Here is a 24,111-nt window from a genome sequence, read left to right as displayed (position 1 = left end):
CTTGACACTCCTTCTTTATTGTTGAGGTGATATTGGTAATGTAATAAGAAAAGTCGTCCCTTTTGACGATGTCTCATACACTTCAATACTTCCTTGATGGTTCTCGATAATGCGCTGAACGATTGTCAGTCCAAGCCCGGTGCCGGTCTCTTTAGAAGTATGAAACGGATGGAAAAGAGAGCTTTTCACTTCATCTTGAATCCCTGATCCATTGTCTTTAAAAAATAACTGATACTTCCCATTTAACTTCTGGGAAGAGATTGTAATGACTCCATTGTCTTTAATGGCCTCTCTGCTATTTCGATAGAGATTGTAGATGACCTGTTTCATCTGCTTGAGATCCACCATTACCTTCGTATCGTCAAGCATCATCTTCAATTCAGGCTCATTTTCCGTCACGTCAGGGAACATAGGGATCTGTTCAAAAATCGTCTTGAACGTAGTTTCCTGTAGTCTTGGTGCGCCAGGCCTCGCCATGAGCAACATGTCTTCTATAATGGCGTTGATTCTGTCAAATTCTTTTATTAGTAAAGGCACCTGGTACTTTTCAAGTTCTTCTTTAGTAAAGGATTGTTTCATCAAGGAGAAGAAGCCATGCAACACCGCCAACGGATTCCGAATTTCATGGGCAGCGCCTGCAGCAAGCTCCCCCAATGCGGCAAGTTTTTCCGTTTGATGCATCCTTTTCTCCATCTCTTCTGTAACAGTTATATCAATAAAATAAAAAATCCTTCCGATAATGTTATTATCTTCGTCATGCAAAACGGACTGCGATACAAGCAAGCGCAAGTCATCCTCACCTCTTGAGTACCCCACTTTGACGTTCTGACAGATTCTTTTGGACAGCATGATTTGCCAGAAGGAAGAGTTGGACACTGGCGGCTCTTTCATCATGACAACATCCCTTATTTCTTCCCCGGTCAGGTTCAATAAGCAGGATGCAGCGGTGTTCAATGAAAAATTGGACTGCTTATCATCTGCAGTAATGATCCCCACAGGCAAGGAATTGAGTATTTGTTGTCGATATGAACGATCCTTGTTTATTTCCTCATTGAGATGAAAGTATTCCTTGAAGCCTTTGGATACCAAAAGAATAATCACAGTAAAAATTATCAGCCCAAGCACTGCATCCGATTCAAACAACAAAGCTAATAATAGTGCAGAAGCCAGGGAGATAGAATAATTGGAAACAGATTTCTTCAGTGTGCTTTTCATTTCCTTAATTAACTGCGGATGATTCATAGAGTAAAAGAAAACGCCGATAATTAGTATATTAATAAAGAAATAACTAATCAATGTGGTCAAATAAGACAATAGGTTTGAAGCTTGTATATATCCTATTGTTCCACCTGTCCAAAGAAAGATATAATGCGCTCCTGTAATCATAAGAGCATACATGGCAAAATTCACAAGATGCTTCCACCAAGCAATTTCCCTCTTTAATAGACCATATACTACTCCACTAGCAAGCAAGGCCCATAAAGAGAGGTTCAAGCCGAATACGAACAAAGTCGCCAGAAAAATGGCAGAGTCCATACTCAGAGAATTTCCTTTTGGCGGAAGAGGTACAGTATTGATCGTTAAAAGCACGATTGAAACTACCAGTAAAGCAAATAAAGCAGGTTTCGTTGCTAAAAAGGAAAACGGAGATTGCAGATGAACGAAAAAGAGGCCGGACCCTAATAGGAATACGACAAGTAAGTTTATCATCAATTTATGTTTTTGATAGTAAGTTTCCACCGAAATCACTCTCGAATCTCTGAGCTGTCTAGTAATCAGCTTTCATTGTATGCCATATCTATGGGCAAAGCAATATATGGCGAATATTAACACTATTCTTTCACCCAATAAATCAAATCCGACATGAAAACGGTTTATTATACAAAAAATTTAATTTTTTCAGAATAATCTGTTGTTTTTCCGCTTAAACGTGTTAAAATGTTTGAAATTGTAATTTTCACACAACAGGAGGAGAGCAGCATGATCACATTTTTCGGCGCACTTATTTTTCTAGTTCTAGGTTATGTGTTTTATTCTAAATTCGTTGAACGGGTTTTTGTTATTAATGATCAGACCCCTACTCCTGCTTATACGAAAAGGGACGATTTCGACTTTGTTCCTATGCCTTGGTGGAAGGGAAATTTAATTCAGCTATTGAATATCGCTGGATTGGGCCCTATCTACGGGGCCATCCTTGGGGCATTGTATGGTCCAGTGGCTTTCATTTGGATTGTGGTAGGAAGTATATTTGCCGGAGCAGTCCATGATTACTTTTCAGGTATGTTATCCTTGCGCCATAACGGGGCTCAATATCCGACCATTGTTGGAAAATATCTTGGCAATGTAGTGAAGTCACTCATTTATGTGGTATCTCTTGTATTAATGGTACTTGTGGCTGCGGCTTTTACAGCTGGACCTGCCCAACTGATCGCTCAATTAACACCACTTAGCTTCATGGTGGCCTTACTATTAATTTTCGGGTATTTTTTATTGGCTACTCTATTACCGGTCAATCGAGTAATCGGTAAAATATATCCATTACTTGGGGCAATCCTGCTTTTCATGGCAGTTGCCATTGCTGTTGCACTATTATTTACCGACAAACAGATTCCAAACCTGACATTTGCAAACTTGCACCCTCAGGAACTGCCAATCTGGCCGCTATTGATGGTCACCATCTCTTGTGGAGCGATCTCTGGATTTCATTGTACACAAAGTCCAATTGTCGCTTGCACGATGAAAAAGGAATCACATGGCCGTAAAATTTTCTACGGAGCGATGATTACAGAGGGAATGATCGCACTCGTATGGGCAGCAGCTGGTATGACATTCTTTAATGGAACTGGCGGATTGCAAGAAGCACTTGCCCTTGGGGGACCATCTTATGTCGTTAACGAAATTTCTATTTCCTTATTAGGTACACTAGGTGGGATTCTTGCCATCCTTGGCGTTATCATCCTTCCAATTACAACAGGGGATACCGCACTGCGATCTTCCAGAATGATATTAACGGAAGTATTTTCAAAGTTTTTCAATATGGAAGGGAAGGTAAAAGTGCTACTAGTAACCTTGTTGCTGGCTGCACCTGCCCTTTACCTTGCTACAATCGACTACACTTTCCTTTGGAGATATGTTGGCTGGACAAACCAGCTTGTTGCCACTGTGATGCTTTGGACAGCGGCTATGTATCTTCTAAAAGAAAATAAATTCCACTGGATTGCAAGCGTTCCGGCATTATTCATGTCAGGAGTTGTCTGCACGTATATCTTCTACGCACCAGAAGGTTTCGGAATGGATTATAACACCTCCTTACTCATAGGTTCTGTGTTAACCTTCACGGTACTTGGATGGTTTGTAAGTCAAATTTGGAAACATCGTAACATGAAGTCTAGCAGTGAAGAAAAGCGTGTAGCATAAGAAAAATTGGAACAGGCAGCCTTTGCGGGCTGCCTGTTTTTATATCCTCTATTCCACTACAACCGAACTCTCCTCCCAGTTTACAATCAAGTCGAAGTATTGAAGCCTCTTATTTTCTGTATCATACCACGTGTCCGAATCTTTCCAAGTCATTTGGAGGAACAGTTCGGCTTTCGCCTTTTCACGAGGATCACCTGCATTAGCCCCGTCCAATGCAACCACACTTTCAAAGATCTTCACCATCAGACTAGCAATCTTTTTGGAATAAACAGTTTGGATCTCAGGCGCACAGCTGCTCGTATAATGGCATAACTCTTGAAGTTTCACTAAAGCTTCCTCTACCGGTTCTTTTATAGGAGTCTCAATGTGAAAAGAAGACAACCTCTTTCTCATGGACTCTATGAAAATACGTTCCACTTTAAAACGGCTCATCAGCCTGAGCACTTCCATCCCGAGAATGTTTGCGGTTCCTTCCCAGACGGTTAACACCTGGGCATCCCGAAGCAGCCTCGGTGTTACAAAATCTTCAATGAAGCCATTTCCTCCATGCATTTCAATTGCTTCATGGGAAAAATGGACGGCCTGTTCTGCCGTTTCTTTTTTCAATAACGCAATCAGCAATCTATTCAATGCAATTTCTTCTTCTGATACTTTGGCCCCATCATTTCGCATAACCCGATCAAAAAGTGCCACAAGCTCAAAACTAGCACTCAGCTCCACCTCTTGTTTTACAGCCATATCGACCAAGGATTCACGGATCATCGGAAAATTAATCAGCCTGTCGCCAAAAGTCACACGGCTGTTAGCATAATTACGTGCTTCTGAGTATGCCCTTTCCATGATTCCAAGAGACGCAATCGCATTACAAACACGCGACAAGTTCAATGCCTCCATCATATAATGGATGCCCTTGCTAGGCTCCCCTACAAGATACCCTTCTGCATCGTTGAACAGAACCTCTGCGGAAGGAACCGCCCTGACACCGATTTTATCCTTCAAACGTCGAATTTCAATGCCATTCAGCTTGCCACTCCCATCTTCCTTTTTCCAAGGAACAGCAAAAAGACTGAGTCCCCTCGTTCCTTTAGGTGCCCCTGGTATCCTTGCCAACACCATCGCAACACCGCACTGCCCGGCATTGGAAGCAAAGTATTTTTCACCAGTCAATAGATAGGTATCCTTATTTGGGTGTGGCACCGCTTGCGTCTCGTTCGCCCCGACATCTGACCCGCCTTGCCTTTCCGTCAAAAATGTCGCTCCTTCAAAAAGTTCCACCTCACCAGTCGAAATGACATGCGGCAGGAATTTCCCCTTTACATGGTCATCGGCATAATGTTCAAGCAGGTAAGCAGTAGCCATAGTAAGCGTAACCGGACAGTAAAACCCAGGCTCTGTCTGTGAAAGCACATAGCCTTGCGCATACGAGTATAAGTAGTTGCCCTTTTGACCGAGCTCCGGAATATCCTTATGGACATATCCGACAATTCCTCTATTGTATGTTTCCGTGACGGTTTTCTTGTACCCCTCATTGACCCAAACCTCTGAAACGTCCTCGCCCATTTTATTGTATTTTATAAGCCTAGGCTGCCCCTCCCGATCTGTATGGACCGCACGCTCCTCTATTTCATTTGCACAACTCTCGCCAAATTCTGTCAGCTCTTTCTCTGCCCATTCATAGAATTCAGGCTCTAAGTGCTTTTTGAGCACTTGCTGCAGGTGCTTATCCTCTGTGAAAAAATTACGTGATATCGCCATGCGTTTCTCCTCCTAACCTTTTTTGAAAATCTGTGAGAAGTTCATTCATTTCATCCTTCAGTTCGGTGAGCTCTCGTATCCTTTCTTCTACTTCTGCTACTTTCATTATCCCGTATTCAATGGTTTTCTGAAGTTGCTTAGTACCAGTGCGGTCTTTATCAAACAAGGTGACCATTTCTTTAATTTCATCAAGCTGAAAGCCATACCGCTTCCCCCTTGTAATCAGTTTTAGGCGGGCATACTCCCTTTTAGAAAAGACTCGCTGGTTTCCATCAGAACGGGAAGGTTCCAGTAACCCCAACTCCTCATAGTAGCGGACAGTCCTAGTGGATATTTGAAATTCATTGGCTAGTTGCGAAATCGTGTACATGCAGAACTCATCCCTTTTTCTGAAAATATAGATAGTTATAGTTTACCATTGACGTTAACGTGAAGTTCAATGGATTTTTGCATAAAAAAAAGACCCACCTATATAAAAGGTAAGTCCATTCAAGCTTAGTCCGTTTCCCGTCTATTCTTCCCACGCACACGTACAAATCTGTACGCAAGAAATGCGATATACAATGGAATTGCTATATAGATGAGATAAGGATATTGTGCATATGTTCCTTTATAAACGATAAATAGAGACGCTCCTAAAAACAAGGTAACAATCGTTCCGTATTTCGGTAGCGGGACATCCTTAAAGCTTGGAATCTTTATTTTGCTGACCATCAAGAAACAAAACGCTGTGAAAATGACTGTTGTCACAATCTGTGGTATCAAATTTCCGAATAGCGTCAACAGAGCCAGTATACCACCAGCAGCAGTGATTGGAACTCCCGTAAAGTATTTACCGGAAGACTTGCTTGTACTTATATTGAAACGGGCCAATCTGTAAGCACCAAACAGTGGAAATAAACCTGCAATGGCCATGCCCAGTATGCCGAACTGATAAAAATACGTGTAATAAACTAAAAAGGAAGGTGCCACACCGAATGTAACGACGTCAGCTAAAGAATCGAGTTCTTTCCCTAGCTCTCCATCTGCATTCAACATCCTCGCCAGGCGACCGTCCATACTGTCGAGCATCATTCCGATCAGGATTAAAATTGCTGCGTTACTATATTGTCCACTTGCGGCAAAACCGATCGATAAGAATCCGCAAAATAAATTCCCCAATGTGAACATGTTGGGGATGCTTTTAATAAGACGCGTCCTCATTCGCATAAATAATCATCACTCCGTCAGTTGATAAGTCATTTGTCATATGTAAAGGGTCATACCCCTATAGAAAATAAAAAAACCTAAACAAAGGAACATGCTTAGGCTCACCTTTCTTTAATTATACCATTCTCGATGTGGGCGAGTAAAAATTATTTTGTGGAAGTGTTCGCTTGTTGCTGGTGGATGACACTTTTCATTTGAACTCCAGACCAATATATGTTTTAATAAATCGTAACGATTACTATTTACAACAAAGGAGAGAATTCTATTATGGCAAAGAAATCAAAAGTAGCAAAAGAAAGAAAGCGTCAGCAGCTAGTTGAGCAGTATGCTGAGATCCGCAGAGAATTAAAAGCAAAAGGTGATGTCGAAGGTCTTCGCAAATTACCGCGTGACTCTTCCCCTACCCGTTTAAAAAATCGTTGTGAGGTAACTGGCAGACCGCGAGGCTATATCCGCAAATTCAAAATGTCTCGTATTGCATTCCGTGAGTTTGCTCACAAGGGACAGGTTCCTGGTGTGAAGAAGGCAAGTTGGTAAAATAGCATCTTCCAACGATTAATATGCATATACTATTAGAAACTCTTTACCGATAATGAGGTGCTTAAGATGAAGGAAAGCTTATATAGATACCTTGTAAAATGCAGTGTGGCGGAGCTTCCTCTTGAAAAGCAGCTCTTCTACAATTTTATCCTGGACGTGGAATATGCCTATGAAGAGCATGCTGAAACTCCTGACCAATATTTCGATTTACTTGTGAAACGCCACCCCTATATAGAGGCAGCAAAGCATTTTAACCTACCTGTTGAAGTTGCTCGAGATCTTATGCTGGAGATTGAGCAGGAAATTAAAAGGACCGCGGAAAACAGGATGCAAAAGGTATTTTTCAAAGACTATACAGAACAAGTTTCAGTATATGAACGCTCTAATAAGCAGTACTTCTTTATTGGAATTTAATCAAGAGCTCTTCCACAATGCTAATGTGGGAGAGCTTTTTTCATGTTTTTAAAGTGGAGTTGGTTATTGTTTAAACTAACCAGTTGCATTCTTATCGAGAAAATGGCACCCTTAATAGGTCAGGAAATTTTTCGGAAACGTGAAGGTGATGACCATGATCGAAGTAAAAAGTTCTCCTGTAAGTGACGGGGAATTCAATAGAGGCGTATTTGCAACAGAGGATATCAAAGCAGGAACACTATTTCATTCTGCACCAGTTATATCCTATCCAAACGAACAGCATGAACATATCGAAAAGACGTTATTAGCGGACTATGCGTTCGAATATGGCATTAACCACTCTGCCATTTTGCTTGGCTATGGCATGCTTTTCAACCATTCATATGAACCAAATGCAAGATATGAAATCAACTTTGACGAACATGTCTTTGACTTTTTTGCCTATAAGGACATTAAGGCTGGCGAAGAGATTCTTATCAACTATAACGGCGATGTTGATGAAATGGATCCGCTTTGGTTTAACATGGAAGAGGAAGAGAAAAGTAAATGATCTAGAAACGAAAACGACCAGAAAATATCTGGTCGTTTTCGTTTTAAAAGTATTTATATCTCAATTCTACGTCCCTCTTCATTGGAACGACGGGCTGCATCGTTAATCAAGGTGAGCAAGTAAGCGTCTTGATAGCTTATATCCGGCTTTTTCCCTGTCCTGATTTCTGAGACCCATTGAGTCATTGCAGATGGTGCGTTCTTAGGAAGTGCTTCTTCTGATGGTGAATGCCAACCTTCTTGAAGGTTTATACTTGTGATCCGGATGATACCATCTTCGATCATTAAAGTTCCCTCTGTTCCATAAACCTCCAATTGAAAAGGACTACCGGAAGAAACAAACCCTGTTTCTAAGATACCGAGTGCGCCTGATTGGTACTCAACAATCGCAACCGAGTTATCGTCCACTTCATGATCAAATGTCTGGGTGAAGCGGGCGGTTACTGCTTTTACTTGTCCGCCAAGACGGTTTGACAGGTAGATGGGGTGGGCGCCTAGATCAATAAATGCACCGCCTCCACATAGTTCCTTATTGTAAAAGTGTTTTGGCAACCAACCATTAGGGTGCTGCTCTGTGGGAACGGATCCATTGTGTGCAACACGGCAGCGAATGGTAGTGAGCCTCCCCAATAATCCTTTGTCCACAACTTGTTGCGTGTATAAATAATAGTACGCTGTTAAACGTGGCAGCGAAACCATCAGTTTGACCCCGTGTCTCTCTACCTCTTGGAGAATAGCCGCTACATCTGCTTCCGTTTCTGCAAGCACCTTTTCCGTGAAAACATGCTTGCCGTGCTTCGCAGCTTTGGTGATAATTTCTGTATGCATGCTTGTTGGAGAAGCGACAATGACAGCATCGATCTCTGTATTTCTAAAAATGTTGTCTATCTCTTCTTCAAAGGAAAGTCCAAGCTCATCTGCCCAAGCTTGGCCTCTTTCTTTTTGCTCATCCCATACGTGTGTGAGGGTTATGTGCTCGTTCTGCATTGCTTCTTCTGCATATTCTTGAGCATGCACATGCCATTTGCTAAGTAGTGCAGTTCTAATCATGAGTGATGCCTCCTTTTTTTCGACAGTTAATAAAGTAAAATCAAAAAAGACAGAGTCACCCCTGCCTTTCATACTAACGACATAATTATAGCTTTACTTTTATCTTAATATCTTCCCCGACCTTCTCGTCGTTCTCATCTACAGGTGCTTTCATATTAATTTGCACCCACTCCACATCTTCTGCTTTCGTTTCTTCTAATAGGAAGAAGATAGCGCCTTGCTTCTTTTCTCCGCCAGTGAACTTTTCATTAAGTTCGCCCGTATCTTCACTCTTGGTTGTCAAACGAGAATCAGGGGCAGCGACTTCTTCCCCTGTATTTGTCACAATGCTAGCTTGGTATGCTTCAAAATTTAAAGAGTCTGACGTTTTATTTTCGACTTCTAAATCAAACTGGATATATTTGATTTCATCCTGGCCCATGTAATCTTTAAATCCACCAGCAAGCTTTCCACTCATTACGGATACTTTGTCCACATTAATGGTAAAAGAGTCTGTTTCAATTGGTTTGAGACGGTTGTTTCTCGCATGGTATGTAAAGCTTCCACCTTCTGTCTCAGCAGTTTCACCAACTGGAATCAAACTTTCTTCATCTTCTCGTTCTTCTGTTTCTTCTGCGAATCCTTCTTCATTTGTTTTCTTATCATCTGATGTGCATGCCGCAAGCACCACAACTAGTAGCCCTATTAAAAATAAAGATAGAACTTTCTTCATAGTATGTTTCCCCCTTGTGTAACTGAATCTCTTTTTTGTATATATGGATGATTATACTGCATATTTTCGCAGAATTGCTAGTATTCCGACAATATTCTTCACAAAAACCGATTTCCATTTTCAGGAACACACCTAAAAAGAGGACCTATCATTGTGATAAGCCCTCTCCAAACTATCAACCTTCCAACAATAAGTCTTCCGGATCTTCAAGCAATTGCTTTACTCTTACCAAGAACTGTACTGCATCTTTTCCGTCGACAATACGGTGGTCATAAGATAATGCGATATACATCATCGGTCTTACTTCCACTGTATCGTTATCATCCACAACAACTGGACGGCGTTGGATTGTGTGCATTCCAAGAATACCAACTTGTGGTGTGTTCAAGATTGGAGTGGAATAAAGAGAACCGAAGATTCCACCGTTTGTAATGGTGAACGTACCACCTTGAAGATCTTTTAGTCCTAAAGAGTTGTCACGAGCCTTTTTACCAAGCTCACCGATTTCTTTTTCGATACCGGCAAAGCTTAGTTTGTCAGCGTCACGTACAACTGGAACGACTAGACCTTCTTCTGTGGATACAGCAACTCCGATGTCATAGAACTTCTTCAATAAAATTTCGTCGCCTTGGATTTCCGCATTTAATAATGGGAAAGATTTAAGCGCGCCAATAACGGCTTTTGTGAAGAAGGACATGAAACCTAGTTTAACGCCATTCTTTTTGAAGAAAGCATCTTTGCGACGGTTACGAACGTCCATTACTGCCGTCATATCAACCTCGTTGAATGTAGTCAGCATGGCTGCTGTGTGTTGTGCTTCCACTAGACGTTTTGCGATGGTTTGACGTCTTCTGCTCATTTTGATGCGTTCTACGCGTGTATCATCCTGAGCTGGAGCAGCAGCTGCAGGTTTGGATGGTGATGCTGCAGGCTTCTCAGCAGCTTTAGGTGCATTTTTAGTTTGGTTGTGTGCTTCCACATCTTCCACACGAACGCGTCCCATTGGGTCACGGAAGGAAACTTCATCAAGATCGATTCCAAGCTCTCTTGCTTTTTTGCGTGCTGCCGGAGAAGCTACTGTTCTTGATTTGCTTACTTTTTTCTCTTCAGCAGCTGGAGCAGGTGTTGCTTCTTTAGCAGGCTCAGCTTTAGGGGCCTCTTCCGCTTTAGGTGCTTCTTCTTTTGGCGCAGCGTCAGACGCAGCGCTTGCTCCTTCTTCCCCAAGCTTCGCAATGACTTGTCCAACGACAACGTTGTCACCAGGTTCTGCTAAAAGCTCCTGGATTACCCCGCTGAAGTCACTTTTAATTTCTACATTTACCTTATCTGTTTCAAGCTCTGCGATTGTTTCTCCCTTTTCAATCGCGTCACCTGTTTTTACTGTCCATTCTGCTATCGTACCTTCTGTGATTGATTCTGCAAGTTCTGGCACTTTAATTTCGATCATTTGTTTTCCCCTCCATGCCCTTTGTGTACGTTCACTGTATCTTCCACGATCCATGCTTGTTCTTGTTTATGAATATGCGGCTCACCTGTTGCAGGACTAGAGCGTTTCGGACGCCCGATATAGTCCACAGAGATGCCGTCTGTTGCAATTTCATGAAGGTTTGCTTTGACAACCGGCCAAGCTCCCATGTTCTTCGGCTCTTCCTGAACCCAAACGATTTCTTCTAGGTTAGGGAATTGTGCAGCAAGCTCTTCTACTTCCTTATGCGGGAATGGGTATAGTTGCTCGACACGCGCGATATGAAGGGACTCCACCTCGTCACTGCCCATTTCATCAATTTTAGCTGCAAGATCAATCGCCACTTTACCTGTGCATAAAGCAAGGCGTTTCACTTGATCTTTATTTTGCCCTGTACGTTTTTCTTCCACTAGAAGGTTGAACTTGCCTTCTGTCAACTCGGACACATCAGAAACAGTCATCGAGTTACGCAACAAGCTCTTCGGTGTCATGACGATAAGGGGTCTTGCATCCTCTTTTGTCGTCAGCTTTGCCTGTCTTCTTAAAAGGTGGAAGTATTGCGCCGCGCTTGTCACATTCGCAACAATCCAGTTATTTTCCGCAGCAGAGTTCAAGAAACGCTCGACGCGACCGCTGGAATGCTCAGGTCCTTGTCCTTCGTAGCCGTGTGGCAGAAGCATGACAAGACTTGATTTCTGGCCCCACTTCGCTCTTCCGGATGCGATGAACTGGTCAATGATTACTTGGGCTACGTTTACGAAATCGCCAAACTGGGCTTCCCAAATGACAAGGGATTCTGGCGATTGCACGCTGTATCCATAATCAAAACCAAGAACTGCTGTCTCAGATAAAGGACTGTTGTAAAGGGAAAGAGAAGCTTTAGCTTCCGGTAGTTCATGCAACGGAATGAAGCGCTCTCCGGTTTTGTTATCATGCAGTACAAGATGTCTGTGCGAGAATGTTCCGCGCTCACTGTCCTGACCTGTTAATCGAATCGGCGTGCCATCAGCAAGAATCGATGCAAAGGCAAGTGTCTCCCCTAAGGACCAATCCACTTTGTTGTCACTGGCAAGTAGGCTTTCACGCTTTTTCAAAATACGGCCTAGTTTCGGATAAACAGTAAAAGTTTCCGGGAACTTCACCAGGTTGCTGTTGATGGATTTCAACACGTCTTCCGGCACTGCTGTTTCAAGCTCAGGTACTTGATCACTGATTGGCTTTGGCACCTGCTTAATTTTCACATTGCCTTCGTCCTCTTTGCGTAGCTCATCGAAAATGCCTTGCAGCTTCTGCATGAATTCTGTTTTCTTACCAGTAAAATCTTCTTCAGAAAGAATGCCTCTGTTCACAAGCTCTTTTCCATACTTTTCGGCAATTACCGGATGGTTGTTGATTTTTTCATATAAGAGTGGTTGCGTTACATTGGCGTCATCCATTTCGTTGTGACCGAAACGACGGTAACCAATAAGATCAATCACGATATCTTTTTTGAATTTCTTACGGTATTCATAAGCAAACACCATAACAGCTAAACAGCTTTCCGGATCGTCGGCATTCACATGGATAACCGGGATCTCATAGCCTTTTGCAAGGTCACTTGCATACTTAGTGGAACGGGAATCACCGTAGTTTGTAGTAAATCCAAGCAAGTTGTTTGCAATGATATGGATCGTTCCACCTGTTGCGTAACCTTTTAGCTTTGTCAGGTTCAACGTTTCTGCAACCACACCTTCACCAGGGAACGCCGCATCTCCGTGTACAAGGACACTGAAGGAGGACTGCTTGTTCTGTTTTGGATAACCTTTTTCCGAACGGTCTTCCTGGGAAGCACGGGCAACCCCTTGAACGACAGGATTAACGAATTCCAAGTGACTCGGGTTGTGAGCAAGATTGATGCGTACCACTTGTTCCTTTTCACCCGTTACTTGACGATCTGCACCCATGTGGTACTTTACATCCCCTGACCAACCAAAGTTGATGCCACGGGAACCTTCAGAAGGTACGAGTTCTTTATTTGGAGAGTGGTGGAATTCAGAGAAAATCAGCTCGTATGGCTTGCCAAGAACATGCGCAAGTACATTCAAACGACCACGGTGCGCCATCCCAATGCTAATATTCTTTGTTCCGTCCTCGCATCCGGACTGAATCAGCTTGTCAAACATCGGTACAAGCATGTCCAATCCTTCGATTGAGAAGCGCTTCTGGCCAACGAATGTTTTATGTAAAAACTTTTCGAAGCCATCAACTGAAATCAATCTTTCCAGTAATTCTACTCGCTGTTCTTTAGTGAACGGTCGCTCAATTCTTGTATTTTCAATATAAGAGTTTAGCCACGTTTGCTCTTCTTCATCATGAATATGACCAAATTCGTACGCAATCGTTCCTGTATAAATACGCTTAAGATGCTCGTAGGCCTCCCACGCGTTAGAAATCGCCTCAGGTGCAGCTTCCCATACAAGGTCAATCGGGATTTGCACAAGGTCCTGTTTACTTAATCCGTATGTTTCCACATCAAGGAATCCAACATCATCTTGTGGTTCCTTATGCAGGGGATTAATATTTGCCGCAAGATGTCCAAGCTCACGAATATTGCGTAAAAGCTTGTTGGCGGAGATTACTTTTTTGATCGCCATTTGCGGTACAGCTTGAGGATTGCTTCCACCCTCTGCTCCTCTTACGTTAGAAATGGAAATGGAATCCATTCCAGGCGGTGAACCCAGTTCCTCAAAAAGCGCACGAATAGATCCGTCTACTGATTCCGGATCTTGTTGGTACTTTTCATACATGTCATACACATAACCCATATTCGGGCCATAAAAGCGCTCCCAAATTTGTTCAACTTCGACCTTACTCATTATTACATGCCCCCATCTTAGGCTGTGACGTTTTTAAAATGCCTCTGAAATAGTTACTATATAAAGGTTCAGGTACTTAATTGACTCATCTACAAATCCTATACCCTCACCTATTTCTTTCACACCTAAATTATACAGAAAAAACTTTCTATTTACCATAAAAACGTTTTCATATTTTGGACAAATTTTCTTTTATATTGGAAACAAAGGTTTTTTCAGAATATTATAAATAAACAGGGCTTTGTTTGGGGTTCGGCTGAGTATGAAAATATTATAGTGGGTGAGCGTCGATTCTATGCGCCTTGGCACAAAAATAAGTAAAAGGCCTGCCTAAAATCTTAGGCAAGCCTCTATATTAACTTACTTTTTTAACTTCTTTATTTTTACCTTTTTCAAGATTCAACTCTTTGTTTAGCTCCTTTATCAATCCATAGCACATCACTAAAACGATAAATGTTAAAGGCAAGGCACTGACAATGATTGCAGTTTGTAAACCAGCCAGTCCACCTGACGCCATCAGCACTAACGTTGATGCGACTAAAATGAGTCCCCAGATGACTTTCACGTTGTTTGGCGGGTTCAATTTTCCACCAGTTGTCTGCATTCCTAAGACAAAAGTTGCAGAATCAGCAGAAGTAACAAAGAATGTAGTAATTAATGCGACCGTCAATACAGATAAAAGCGCTCCAAACGGCAGTTGTTCATATACATAGAATAACGCGGTCTCAAGACTTTGATCTGAAACATTCAGGCCTTGAACGAACTCTAAGTGAATCCCGGTTCCGCCGAAGACTGTAAACCAAAGAGCACAAACGAGACTAGGAACAAGTAGAACTGCGATAGTAAACTCCCTGATGGTTCTCCCCTTGGAAACACGTGCAATGAACATCCCAACAAAAGGTGTCCAAGAAATCCACCAAGCCCAATAGAATACAGTCCAGCCTTGTGTCCACGCAGCTTCTGTGGCATCAAAAGGCGACAGGCGTAAGCCCATCAACGCTACATTTTGCACATAGCTTCCTAATGTAGTAGTAAACATATTTAATAGGAAGAGCGTAGGCCCTAGAATAAGCAACGCAAAGAACAAAATAACAGCAAGTGACATATTAATATTACTTAAGTACTTGATTCCCTTTGAAATCCCTGTAGTTGCTGAAACAATGAAAAGTACGGTGATCACAGCCATAATGATGAACTGTACAGTGAAATTATTTGGAATCCCAAATAAATACTCCAGTCCGGCATTAATTTGTTGTGAACCTAGTCCCAGTGATGCTGCTACACCGAACAATGTAGCAAATACGGCAACTACATCAACCGTTTTCCCAATAGGTCCTTTCACCTTTTCACCAAGTACAGGACGAAGTGTGGCACTCATCAATCCTGGTGCATTGTTTTTAAATTTCTGATAGGCAAGCGCCATTGCTACTATTGCATAAATGGCCCATGCATGAAGTCCCCAATGCAACCACGTATATCTCATTCCTAAAATGGCAGACTGTTCCGTGCTTCCTTCACCGAGTGGAGGTGCAGCGAAGTGAGAAATTGGCTCTGATACGCCATAGAAAAGCAACCCTATTCCCATCCCGGCAGAAAACAGCATCGCAAACCATGTGGGGCGATTGTATTCAGGTTTATCGTCCTTTTTCCCGAGTTTAATTTTTCCATACTTACTGAAGATCATGAATGCGGCAAATAAGAGGAAGAACGTGGCAACTAATTGATAAAACCAACCAAACGTCTCTAGTACAAAAGCTTGCGCAATTCCCATCGCATTTCCAAGCTGATCTGGAATTAATACACCTATTAATACAAAAAACGCTGCGATTCCCACTGAAATTTTAAAAACTGACCTGTCCATAAGCATCAACATCCCTTTTTCACAATTTTTTAGTTTTTTAGTCTATTCCCTACAATGCCTATTAATTAAACCATAATACTAGCAGATTGGAAAAAGGGATGAGGAATGATATTTCAGTATATTCGGCAATATACTCCTCCATGGCGCATTCACCTTTCACAAAGGGAGGATTGCGACCGAATAGTTAAAAATGCTTCTGTTTCCGGACTTTACTATAGTGAAGAGATGGTTTCACCTTCACACTCGCTTCTCTAAATCCTTCGCGGTCTTGCTTGTTTCCACGTCCTTCTCATTTTTTAATGTTCCAAACAGTACATCCACAAATGGAGTGGATACCCCATACCAAAAATTCTCGTTTTTAAAGTGATGAAGAATATGTGTCTTCTTCACCCATTTCCCAAATCTCGTACGAGGCTTAATCGGACGGTGCGCAACATAGTGCTTCCACTCATAAAGAAAGAGCATCATCATCAACCCACTAGCAAATGCAAGCGTTAATCCCCAGCTGCCCGCAATTAAATAGAAGATAATAGCAAGCACCGACAGATTCGGCAGGCTATACCATAGCGGTAAAAATAGTAAATGCAAATCATTTGGATCCGTATGGTGGTCATAATGAAGACGCTTTAACATTTTTAATAAAAATGGATTTTTGGGCGGCTTCAGGTGAAACACAAAACGGTGGGTGAGATACTCGCTGAACATGAAAGTCAGCATCCCAAATGCAAACACCGCCAGCACTCCCCACGTCAACCCGGTCCAAACTTGAAAGCCAATGCTTGCCACAATCAGTATCAATAAAATGGTGATGTCCGGAAACAATAAGAACTCCCTGTAATACCCCTTCATCTCTCTTCCCCCTTGTTCTTTTTATTTTACTGCGGTTTGCTCCTGCCACATCCTGATGCTTTGTTCCATCATGTTGTGCACAAGCTGTTCCGCTTTGTCACCGTCTTTTTCTAATGCAGCTTCCATCAGCTTCATGTAGTAGCTCTTTGAGGCATTCCGGTAGGAGGCTTCTGTAAAGTAATAGGTTGCAAGTTTAAGATAAAGCTGCCCGAAGCTATTTAAAATCAGGAGATAAATAGGGTTCGGAGCAGCGGCGGCAAGTCCTCGCTGGAGTTGCCAATCGTATTCGGCAAAAGAGACCGGGGTGTCGGCGACGCTTTCGCTTTCTTTTAACAAAGAAATGACCTCCATTGGTTTATGTATGACCGCTCCTTTTATATAAGAAGGAGAAATGTTTTTTCTTAGCTCCAGGAGGTGGATGATAAATTCATTCGGGATACTGTCCTCTTCATTTAAAATGTGAGCGATTGTCATGAGGTTGCCCTCTTTCCAATAGTCATTAACCGTAGCACGTTGATTATGGCGAATGGTTAGCCAGCCATCACGTTCCAGACGTTGCAATACTTCTCGAATGACAGGCCGGCCCACTTCAAATACCATCGCAAGTTCACGTTCTGACTTAATTTGTGTTCCTGGCGCAAATTCTCCCTTGAGGATTTTTTGAATAAATAACTTTTCGATTTTATCGCTTGCTCGCATGTTAGTTAAGGTCCTCCTTTTATTAGGGCAAAATAAAAACTGGTAATACCAAATTTATGTGTGGTATTACCAGTTTATCCTTACATTTAATTAGTTTCAATAATTTTCTGTCAATTAAACATACCACTTATGCCACAATTTCTTGTTGTTGCCTCTAACAAAGGTATCAATTCTGCCTCTACCCCATGAAACGGCGGCTGGATGGGATTGCACCCCACCACGCGGTGCACCAAGATTGCCCCACTCACTCCAACGTTGGCCATTCCAATATTTCTGCCACATGCGGTTGTCATCGCCTTTTACAAAGACATCAATCCGGTTTGGTGCCCATGAAGACGCGGCAGGTGCTCCTTCAAATCCGCCTCTTGGGGTACCGAGATTCTCCCAACGGCTCCAACTTCTTCCGTCCCACCATTTGTGCCACATGCGCTCATTCAATCCTCTGACAAAGCAATCTATGCGGTTTGGCCCCCATGACACAACACCTGGTGAACCGGTCATGCCGCCTCGTGGTGAGCCAAGGTTTTCCCACTGACTCCAGCTCGATCCGTCCCACCACTTGTGCCACATGTTATTGTCCATGCCTTGTACAAAGCAGTCCAAACGATTGGCTGACCAAGAAGCTACAGATGGCGTTCCTTTAAATCCTCCACGCGGGGCACCTAAATCCTCCCACTGACTCCAACGCTGCCCATCCCACCACTTGTGCCACATAGCTTCATTGGCACCGCGAGCAAACGTATCGATACGATTTTGTCCCCATGAAACGGCTGCCGGCGAACTTCTCAAGCCGCCTCGTGGTGCACCAAGGTCATTCCAACGACTCCAGCGTCTACCGTTCCAGAACTTTTGCCACATTCGATTGTCTTCCCCACGAACAAACGTGTCAAGACGATTAGCAGACCAAGAAGATACGGCAGGTGCCCCTTTCATTCCAAGCAACGGCGATCCAAGGTCCTCCCACTCACGCCAACTTGCGCGCATTTCATTGTCGTCTGTTCTGTAATAAGGGTACGGGCGTGGACGAGGATAGTAATATGGATAATAATATGGCGCCGGGTAATATGGATAATATGGTCTTGGACGAGGATAGACATAAATCAGCCGCTCATCATTTGGTGTTTGCCGATAAACATATGGATTCTGCCCGAAATTCTGATGTGAATACATAAAAAAACCTCCCCTAACTAGACTTCTGCCTAATAGCTTATGCAGAAAGAGTGTGGGGAGGTGCATGTTCTATTTGATTATTGAATGGTTGCTTTATCGCATTAACGCATTGAGGATCAGACCCCTCTTTATCTCTTTATCACTTCACTGCACAGCAGGTCAGACCCCTACTTCTTTCATGATTTGCTCCGTAATGGGATTGTTGGTTTCTAGTCCAGTTATTTTCGTGATGGCCTGTTGTAATCCATTTCTACGGATTATTTGTTGAATTGTCTGGGCTTCGTCATCCCCTGGTCCATCATAAGTAATGGCAGCTGCGATTGCCTTTATAAGATTTGCTGGTGGATGACCGAATAGCTCTAGGTATTGTTTTGCCGGTCCCACTAGGCGGTCGTTCCCGTCGAGCTTTCTGAGCGGAGCGCGTCCTACCCTTGTGACATCATCCGTGATATAGGAGTTTTCAAATCGAGAAAGAATCTTGGTGATATATGCCTCATGCTCCTTTTTATCGAAGCCATATTTCCCTACAAGGACCATCCCTGTTTCCTTCAAAGCGGACTCCGCCACCTTACGAACTTCTTCATTTCTTAGTGCTTCGTCTATCGTTTTGCAGCCCTTCTGATAACCCAAATAGGCAACTGTGGCATGACCTGTATTGACCGTGAACAACTTACGTTCAATATATGGTGTCAAATCACGGACAAAGGTGATCCCTTCAATGGCCGGAGTTTCTCCAACAAGTGCAGATTCATCCACTACCCACTCATAATATGGCTCCACTGTGACCATCAATTTATCAGCGTTTGTTTGATTTGGTACAATCCGGTCTACTGCAGCATCCGGAAAAGCAAACAGCTCATCGAATACTACGACTTCTTCAGGGGCAAGATTTTCGTATACATGCTGTTTCAACAAGGAACTTCCGCCAATAAGATTTTCACATGCTATGATATTTAACGGCGCTTTGTTGATTTCCACACGTTTACGCAATCCACTCACAAGTGACTTAGCAATGATCGGAAGGATTGACGGACCAACTGCAGTAGTAATAATATCTGCTTCCACAATTGCCGCTTCCAACTCCTCCCGTTTTTCCATACTATTGATGGCAGATACATTACGTATAACCAGCTCATCCTGTTTTTTAGCTGCCAGTACCACTCGATACTCTTTCTTTTTATTTAGCAAATCCACTATTTCACTGTTAACATCTACGAAAGTGGTGGAATAGCCGGCCTGGTAAAGTATTGATCCAATAAAGCCTCTACCGATATTACCAGCACCATAATGTAATGCCTTCATTTTATTGAACCCCTTCAAATAACTCAAGGATTTCTTCAGGAGATGTTGCCTTCACAATCTGTTGAACATTTTCTTCTTCCGAGCAAACAATTGCAATTTGTGAAAGAATTTCCAAGTGTTCATCGCCTTTCCCTGCAATACCAATCAATAATTTCACTTCATTTCCTGCACCAAATTCCACACCGGCTGGAACTTGTAGGATAGCGATTCCGGATTCTTTTACTGCTTTTTTTGCATCTTCTGTACCATGTGGGATTGCAACAAAGTTACCCATGTAAGTGGAAGTCAATTCCTCACGTTCTAACATTTTTTCAATATATGCTTCTTCCACATACCCGCGATCCACCAATAATTGTCCGGTCTTCTTGATCGCTTCCTCTTTTGTTCCAATAGATGTGTTCAATAAGATATTTTCTTTTGCTAAAATTGGTAAAGTCATGATTTAAACACTCCTTAATTCAGTTAATTTTTCATTAAAATAGCGGTTCAATGTGGCAGCGAGATGATTCCCTATTGCAACCCCGTCCATTGATTCAAATCGTGCGATACTTCGCTCATCTTCTATGATGGATGCACTAATATGACTCAAGATTTCCAAAGTCTCTTTTTCTACCTTAGATGGAGCAAGAAGAAGGAGGACCGAGTCCACTTCCATTGGCTGCTGATCCATTCCTGTGGTAGGAAAGGAATGAGGTAGTTTGAATACAGAAAAAGATGGTTTTAAAACGGCTTCACTTTTGGCGTGGAACAATGCAAGTTTGGTACCCGGTATGCCAAGTCCACCTAGCTTTTCCCTTTCCAAAAGGTCCTGAAGTACTTGTTCCGCATCGGAAAGCTGATGCATTTGTTTTAGTTCCATACAAAGAATCTGTAAAGAGCTTTGAATGAATTCACCATCTTCTCCCTTTTTAAAAACAAAGCCCTTTAATATAGTAGAAATTGCTTTGGAATAAAGGGACACCTTTTCCAGGTTTTCCACGACTGCTTCTTTTGGAAACTCTGTGAAATAAGGTGTTTTTTCTATTTCAAGATTTCCCTTTATCTCTATCAATTTGCTTTTATGTTGGTTATAAATATACTGTTTGATTTTGTCTATCTCTTCTTCTGTTAAGATTGGATTGACTATAAAGTAATCTCTATTCAAATCCTTTAGTCGAATCGTAGAGATAATCAAATCATAGTTTTCGTGATCTAACTGATTCAATTCAAATAGAGATACATTCTGGCAAACCTTTATCTCTGGAATTTCCTTTTGAAGCCTTGTTGCCAGCATTTTGGAGGTTCCAATACCTGTCGAACAAACGACAAGTGCCTGCAACGGTCTTTTTTGGTGGATATTCAATAAGACAGACCCAAAGTGCATGACCAGAAAACCGACCTCTTCATCTGGAATTAACAAATCAGGAAATGTCACCTCTACTCCTTCTTTTATAATAGAAAATAATTCTGCATATTCCATTTTGATTCGATCTAAGAGCGGGTTCGTTATGCCCATGTTTTGTTTGATGCGAAATAACGCCGGGCCAAGGTGAGCAACAAGCCCTTGCAATAAAGAAGGATTATCTGATAATTTTTGGTGGATCCTTTTTTCTACATAACGGATGAGGTGCTTTGCTTTTAACGCATCCTGCATTCCCGCTTCTTCTGCAAAATATTCTTTGTCCTGCCTTAACTTAGCGCCTCTTAGATGCATAGTGATGTACCCAATTTCGGCGTCTGGAATCTCTGTTTGATATACTTTTTTAAGCTTCTCAATGATTTTTTTAGCAATCATGTATTCAGGCGTCCCTTCAAGTTCTGCAAGGTAGCTCTGATCAATTGTAATATTCTCCCCACGCATGATCCGCTCCATCGCCAATGCCAGATGGACAACCAGTCCCATATAAGCACTGTCTGCAATGGAATAGGGAAGGTCTTTATTCATTTCATCCACTGTCCGCTCTACAATATGCAGATTCTTTTTCTCCACTAGACCGAGCAATCTATCAGATATTGGATTTGAAGACTGCTTACTTTTCTTTTGGATGCTCTCTTTTATAAGGCTCATCAGTTCATATTCATCCACATTATCAGAGATTACCTTACTCATCGCCTTACGCTTGGCATTCTCGTCGCCTTCAATCTGTACACCATATCCTCTTTTTCGGATAAGTGATAGATTGTGAAATGGGTCTAATCGCTCCTCCACTTTATTGAGGTCATTGCTTACTGTCGCGATGGTGACATTCAAATCATTAGCGAGCGCAATCAACTTGACCGGTTCGACCGATTCCAATAGTGCACATAAAATGATTGTCTGCCTCTCCTCAGCGGTGTACTGATTATGGTCCACATTGAAAAGAAAAAGCTTTAAGTGTTCTATATTTTCTTGTTCCCCGATTATTTGGATACCCACACCTGATTTTTTTATTAAAGTCAGTTGATACTGAGCCAAGGTTCCTTCAACTTCCTTTAAATCACGGTGGATAGTTCGGGTACTAACATTTATTTCGTTCGCCAGATCACCGACAGTCAGTTCTTTATCTGTTGATAATAGGATCTCCAGGATCTGCCGCTCTCTTGCGGTAATATACATAGCTCTCACTCCAATACCCTTGGATGGTGACAAAATTTAAATACTATGTTTATAGTTTCATCATAAATCACCTGTTTTATTGATTCAATGAAAGGAAAACAAGAATTCGTCATGTTCGTTGTTGACAAAAATTAATAACGACACCTTCTACATTCTCCCTTTATGCAAAAAAGAAGGAAAGAGTCATTGCTCTTTCCCTTCTTTTTTATGATTATTTTAGTTTTTCAATTAGCTCATCATACTTAGGACTGTTCAGGAAGTTCTCAACAGATATATGAGTTGCTTTCGGATGCTTTGCTTTTGCACGGTCTGTTAAGTCTTTGTGCGTAATGACGATGTCTGCATCCATTGGAATATTACTGATGGAGGAGTTTGCCACATTAATCGACAACCCAGCTTTTTTCACTTTATTTTTCATGATGGATGCACCCATGGCACTTGAACCCATTCCTGCATCACATGCAAAGATTATTTTGTTTACTTCTTTTTCTTCCACTGGAGCTTCCTCTTCTTTAGCTACAAGAGAGCTCGCTCTGCTTTCTTTCCCTTTTAGTGCAGACGTCTTTTCTGTTGCTTTTGCCAAATCGTCATCTGTCGATTTAGAACCTTTTAAGATGACAGATGCAATCAAGAAGGAAACCGTAGTAGCTACAAGGACACCAGCCATGACTGCAAGGAACCCACCTCTTGGCGCCATTGCAGCGATTGCAAAAATACTACCAGGTGATGGTGCGGCAACCAGCCCTCCGTTAAACAGAAGAAGCGTGAACACACCAGCCGCTCCCCCACCGATTGCTGCCAAGATAAGTGCAGGCTTCATCAGGATATACGGGAAGTAAATTTCATGAATTCCACCAAAGAAATGGATAACGGTTGCACCAGATGCAGATTGTTTAGCCATTCCTTTTCCAAAGAAAACAAATGCCAACAAGATTCCAAGACCCGGTCCAGGGTTCGCTTCAAGAAGGAATAAGATTGACATACCTTCACGAGCGGCCTGCTCAATTCCAATCGGCCCTAAGATTCCATGGTTGATCGCATTGTTCAAGAATAGAACCTTCGCAGGCTCGATGATAACACTTGCAAGTGGAAGCAAGTTCGCTTGTACTAGTGTTTCCACCCCGGCCGCAAGCGTCTTATTCAATGTTAAGACAATCGGGCCGATTCCTTTGAAACCAATGATCGTAAGGATCCCGGCAATAATCCCGGCAGAAAAGTTGTTTACAAGCATTTCAAATCCTTGTCTTACCTTTCCATCAATTGCCTGGTCAAACTTCTTGATGGCATATCCACCAAGCGGTCCCATTACCATCGCACCAAGGAACATCGGAATATCCGCTCCGACGATAACCCCCATGGTCGCAGTTGCACCAACAACCCCACCGCGGAGGTCATAAACTAGGCGTCCCCCCGTAAAACCGATCAAAATTGGCAATAGGAACGTAATCATGGGACCGACAAGTGTCGCTAATTCCTCATTTGGCCACCAGCCAGTAGGTATAAATAATGCCGTGATAAGTCCCCATGCGATGAACGCCCCAATATTAGGCATGATCATTCCACTAAGATGACTTCCAAAACGCTGTATTTTCACTTTGAAGTTAGAAGATGATTTTGTCTCAGAGCTCATTTTTCTGCCCCCTTATCATATAATTCTTGCTTAACTTTATGATAAAGCGGTTTCACCAA

Annotated in this window: 20 protein-coding genes; 4 read left to right on the top strand and 16 right to left on the bottom strand. The window is 42.3% G+C overall.

The annotated features are described in order from the left end of the window. Positions 1 to 15: 15 nt before the first annotated feature. Positions 16 to 1,740, bottom strand: coding sequence for a two-component system sensor histidine kinase NtrB (locus tag K7887_RS03870; protein WP_223492275.1), 1,725 nt, complete (start codon positions 1,738 to 1,740; stop codon positions 16 to 18). A gap of 240 nt (positions 1,741 to 1,980) precedes the next feature. Between K7887_RS03870 and K7887_RS03865 the strand changes: the two genes are divergently transcribed. Then, the gene (locus K7887_RS03865; RefSeq protein WP_223492274.1) at positions 1,981 to 3,417 is read left to right on the top strand and encodes a carbon starvation CstA family protein; all 1,437 of its coding nucleotides are present in this window, start codon (positions 1,981 to 1,983) and stop codon (positions 3,415 to 3,417) included. Between the two features lie 48 nt (positions 3,418 to 3,465). Here the strand turns inward: K7887_RS03865 and K7887_RS03860 are convergent, their stop codons facing one another. The 3 genes from K7887_RS03860 to pssA all read right to left on the bottom strand — a co-directional run bounded on the left by K7887_RS03860 (position 3,466) and on the right by pssA (position 6,381). Beyond that, complete coding sequence (locus K7887_RS03860; RefSeq protein WP_223492273.1) at positions 3,466 to 5,172, bottom strand: acyl-CoA dehydrogenase family protein; 1,707 nt, start codon at positions 5,170 to 5,172, stop codon at positions 3,466 to 3,468. Beyond that, positions 5,156 to 5,542, bottom strand: coding sequence for a MerR family transcriptional regulator (locus tag K7887_RS03855; RefSeq protein WP_223492272.1), 387 nt, complete (start codon positions 5,540 to 5,542; stop codon positions 5,156 to 5,158). The genes K7887_RS03860 and K7887_RS03855 overlap by 17 nt, the downstream gene beginning before the upstream one ends. 125 nt (positions 5,543 to 5,667) lie before the next feature. After that, positions 5,668 to 6,381, bottom strand: a complete 714-nt coding sequence (gene pssA / locus K7887_RS03850) for a CDP-diacylglycerol--serine O-phosphatidyltransferase (protein WP_223492271.1) — start codon at positions 6,379 to 6,381, stop codon at positions 5,668 to 5,670. 267 nt (positions 6,382 to 6,648) lie between these two features. Between pssA and rpsN the strand changes: the two genes are divergently transcribed. The 3 genes from rpsN (at position 6,649) to K7887_RS03835 (ending at position 7,885) form a co-directional block, all read left to right on the top strand. Continuing rightward, positions 6,649 to 6,918 (top strand): 30S ribosomal protein S14, encoded by a 270-nt coding sequence (rpsN, locus tag K7887_RS03845; RefSeq protein WP_223492270.1) that lies wholly within the window; start codon positions 6,649 to 6,651, stop codon positions 6,916 to 6,918. Between the two features lie 69 nt (positions 6,919 to 6,987). Continuing rightward, the gene (locus tag K7887_RS03840) at positions 6,988 to 7,335 is read left to right on the top strand and encodes a hypothetical protein (RefSeq protein ID WP_223492269.1); all 348 of its coding nucleotides are present in this window, start codon (positions 6,988 to 6,990) and stop codon (positions 7,333 to 7,335) included. Between the two features lie 154 nt (positions 7,336 to 7,489). Then, positions 7,490 to 7,885: an SET domain-containing protein gene (locus tag K7887_RS03835; RefSeq protein WP_223492268.1), complete on the top strand. Its 396-nt coding sequence runs from the start codon at positions 7,490 to 7,492 to the stop codon at positions 7,883 to 7,885. A gap of 53 nt (positions 7,886 to 7,938) precedes the next feature. On the opposite strand, the gene K7887_RS03830 is transcribed toward K7887_RS03835, so the two are convergent. The 12 genes from K7887_RS03830 to K7887_RS03775 form a co-directional block, all read right to left on the bottom strand. Next, positions 7,939 to 8,934, bottom strand: coding sequence for a Gfo/Idh/MocA family protein (locus K7887_RS03830; protein ID WP_223492267.1), 996 nt, complete (start codon positions 8,932 to 8,934; stop codon positions 7,939 to 7,941). 85 nt (positions 8,935 to 9,019) lie between these two features. Then, positions 9,020 to 9,646 (bottom strand): hypothetical protein, encoded by a 627-nt coding sequence (locus tag K7887_RS03825; protein ID WP_223492266.1) that lies wholly within the window; start codon positions 9,644 to 9,646, stop codon positions 9,020 to 9,022. A 175-nt stretch (positions 9,647 to 9,821) separates the two neighbouring features. Then, entirely contained in the window at positions 9,822 to 11,093 is a 1,272-nt protein-coding gene (odhB, locus tag K7887_RS03820) for a 2-oxoglutarate dehydrogenase complex dihydrolipoyllysine-residue succinyltransferase (protein ID WP_223492265.1), read from the bottom strand. After that, entirely contained in the window at positions 11,090 to 13,966 is a 2,877-nt protein-coding gene (locus tag K7887_RS03815; RefSeq protein ID WP_223492264.1) for a 2-oxoglutarate dehydrogenase E1 component, read from the bottom strand. Before K7887_RS03815 ends, odhB begins: the two co-directional genes overlap by 4 nt. Positions 13,967 to 14,321: 355 nt before the next feature. Continuing rightward, positions 14,322 to 15,827 (bottom strand): glycine betaine uptake BCCT transporter, encoded by a 1,506-nt coding sequence (locus K7887_RS03810; RefSeq protein WP_223492263.1) that lies wholly within the window; start codon positions 15,825 to 15,827, stop codon positions 14,322 to 14,324. Between the two features lie 237 nt (positions 15,828 to 16,064). Beyond that, complete coding sequence (locus K7887_RS03805; RefSeq protein WP_223492262.1) at positions 16,065 to 16,676, bottom strand: sterol desaturase family protein; 612 nt, start codon at positions 16,674 to 16,676, stop codon at positions 16,065 to 16,067. 21 nt (positions 16,677 to 16,697) lie between these two features. Continuing rightward, the gene (locus K7887_RS03800; protein ID WP_223492261.1) at positions 16,698 to 17,375 is read right to left on the bottom strand and encodes a GntR family transcriptional regulator; all 678 of its coding nucleotides are present in this window, start codon (positions 17,373 to 17,375) and stop codon (positions 16,698 to 16,700) included. 114 nt (positions 17,376 to 17,489) lie between these two features. After that, a complete protein-coding gene (locus tag K7887_RS03795) occupies positions 17,490 to 18,545 on the bottom strand; it encodes a PLL family lectin (RefSeq protein WP_223492260.1) in 1,056 nt (351 codons plus the stop codon). 159 nt (positions 18,546 to 18,704) lie between these two features. Then, positions 18,705 to 19,847, bottom strand: coding sequence for a mannitol-1-phosphate 5-dehydrogenase (locus K7887_RS03790; protein ID WP_223492259.1), 1,143 nt, complete (start codon positions 19,845 to 19,847; stop codon positions 18,705 to 18,707). Position 19,848: 1 nt separating this feature from the next. Continuing rightward, complete coding sequence (locus tag K7887_RS03785; RefSeq protein WP_223492258.1) at positions 19,849 to 20,286, bottom strand: PTS mannitol transporter subunit IIA; 438 nt, start codon at positions 20,284 to 20,286, stop codon at positions 19,849 to 19,851. Between the two features lie 3 nt (positions 20,287 to 20,289). Then, positions 20,290 to 22,422, bottom strand: coding sequence for a BglG family transcription antiterminator (locus K7887_RS03780; RefSeq protein ID WP_223492257.1), 2,133 nt, complete (start codon positions 22,420 to 22,422; stop codon positions 20,290 to 20,292). 211 nt (positions 22,423 to 22,633) lie between these two features. Continuing rightward, positions 22,634 to 24,052, bottom strand: a complete 1,419-nt coding sequence (locus K7887_RS03775; RefSeq protein WP_223492256.1) for a PTS mannitol transporter subunit IIBC — start codon at positions 24,050 to 24,052, stop codon at positions 22,634 to 22,636. Positions 24,053 to 24,111 lie beyond the last annotated feature (59 nt).

It is taken from the genome of Sutcliffiella horikoshii (genome assembly GCF_019931755.1).
Lineage (GTDB): Bacteria > Bacillota > Bacilli > Bacillales > Bacillaceae_I > Sutcliffiella_A > Sutcliffiella_A horikoshii_E.
The sequence above is the reverse complement of the archived record's forward strand: the minus strand, read 5'-3'. Positions and strand labels throughout refer to the sequence as shown.

Excerpts from the sequence above, each read along its gene's own strand:
- K7887_RS03865 (WP_223492274.1), top strand. The coding sequence starts at position 1,981 with ATGATCACATTTTTCGGCGCACTTATTTTTCTAGTTCTAGGTTATGTG.
- K7887_RS03810 (WP_223492263.1), bottom strand. The coding sequence starts at position 15,827 with ATGGACAGGTCAGTTTTTAAAATTTCAGTGGGAATCGCAGCGTTTTTT.
- K7887_RS03815 (WP_223492264.1), bottom strand. The coding sequence starts at position 13,966 with ATGAGTAAGGTCGAAGTTGAACAAATTTGGGAGCGCTTTTATGGCCCG.
- K7887_RS03860 (WP_223492273.1), bottom strand. The coding sequence starts at position 5,172 with ATGGCGATATCACGTAATTTTTTCACAGAGGATAAGCACCTGCAGCAA.
- K7887_RS03790 (WP_223492259.1), bottom strand. The coding sequence starts at position 19,847 with ATGAAGGCATTACATTATGGTGCTGGTAATATCGGTAGAGGCTTTATT.
- K7887_RS03800 (WP_223492261.1), bottom strand. The coding sequence starts at position 17,375 with ATGCGAGCAAGCGATAAAATCGAAAAGTTATTTATTCAAAAAATCCTC.
- K7887_RS03840 (WP_223492269.1), top strand. The coding sequence starts at position 6,988 with ATGAAGGAAAGCTTATATAGATACCTTGTAAAATGCAGTGTGGCGGAG.
- K7887_RS03775 (WP_223492256.1), bottom strand. The coding sequence starts at position 24,052 with ATGAGCTCTGAGACAAAATCATCTTCTAACTTCAAAGTGAAAATACAG.
- K7887_RS03830 (WP_223492267.1), bottom strand. The coding sequence starts at position 8,934 with ATGATTAGAACTGCACTACTTAGCAAATGGCATGTGCATGCTCAAGAA.
- K7887_RS03780 (WP_223492257.1), bottom strand. The coding sequence starts at position 22,422 with ATGTATATTACCGCAAGAGAGCGGCAGATCCTGGAGATCCTATTATCA.
- K7887_RS03805 (WP_223492262.1), bottom strand. The coding sequence starts at position 16,676 with ATGAAGGGGTATTACAGGGAGTTCTTATTGTTTCCGGACATCACCATT.
- K7887_RS03795 (WP_223492260.1), bottom strand. The coding sequence starts at position 18,545 with ATGTATTCACATCAGAATTTCGGGCAGAATCCATATGTTTATCGGCAA.
- K7887_RS03785 (WP_223492258.1), bottom strand. The coding sequence starts at position 20,286 with ATGACTTTACCAATTTTAGCAAAAGAAAATATCTTATTGAACACATCT.
- pssA (WP_223492271.1), bottom strand. The coding sequence starts at position 6,381 with ATGCGAATGAGGACGCGTCTTATTAAAAGCATCCCCAACATGTTCACA.
- rpsN (WP_223492270.1), top strand. The coding sequence starts at position 6,649 with ATGGCAAAGAAATCAAAAGTAGCAAAAGAAAGAAAGCGTCAGCAGCTA.
- K7887_RS03825 (WP_223492266.1), bottom strand. The coding sequence starts at position 9,646 with ATGAAGAAAGTTCTATCTTTATTTTTAATAGGGCTACTAGTTGTGGTG.
- odhB (WP_223492265.1), bottom strand. The coding sequence starts at position 11,093 with ATGATCGAAATTAAAGTGCCAGAACTTGCAGAATCAATCACAGAAGGT.
- K7887_RS03835 (WP_223492268.1), top strand. The coding sequence starts at position 7,490 with ATGATCGAAGTAAAAAGTTCTCCTGTAAGTGACGGGGAATTCAATAGA.
- K7887_RS03855 (WP_223492272.1), bottom strand. The coding sequence starts at position 5,542 with ATGTACACGATTTCGCAACTAGCCAATGAATTTCAAATATCCACTAGG.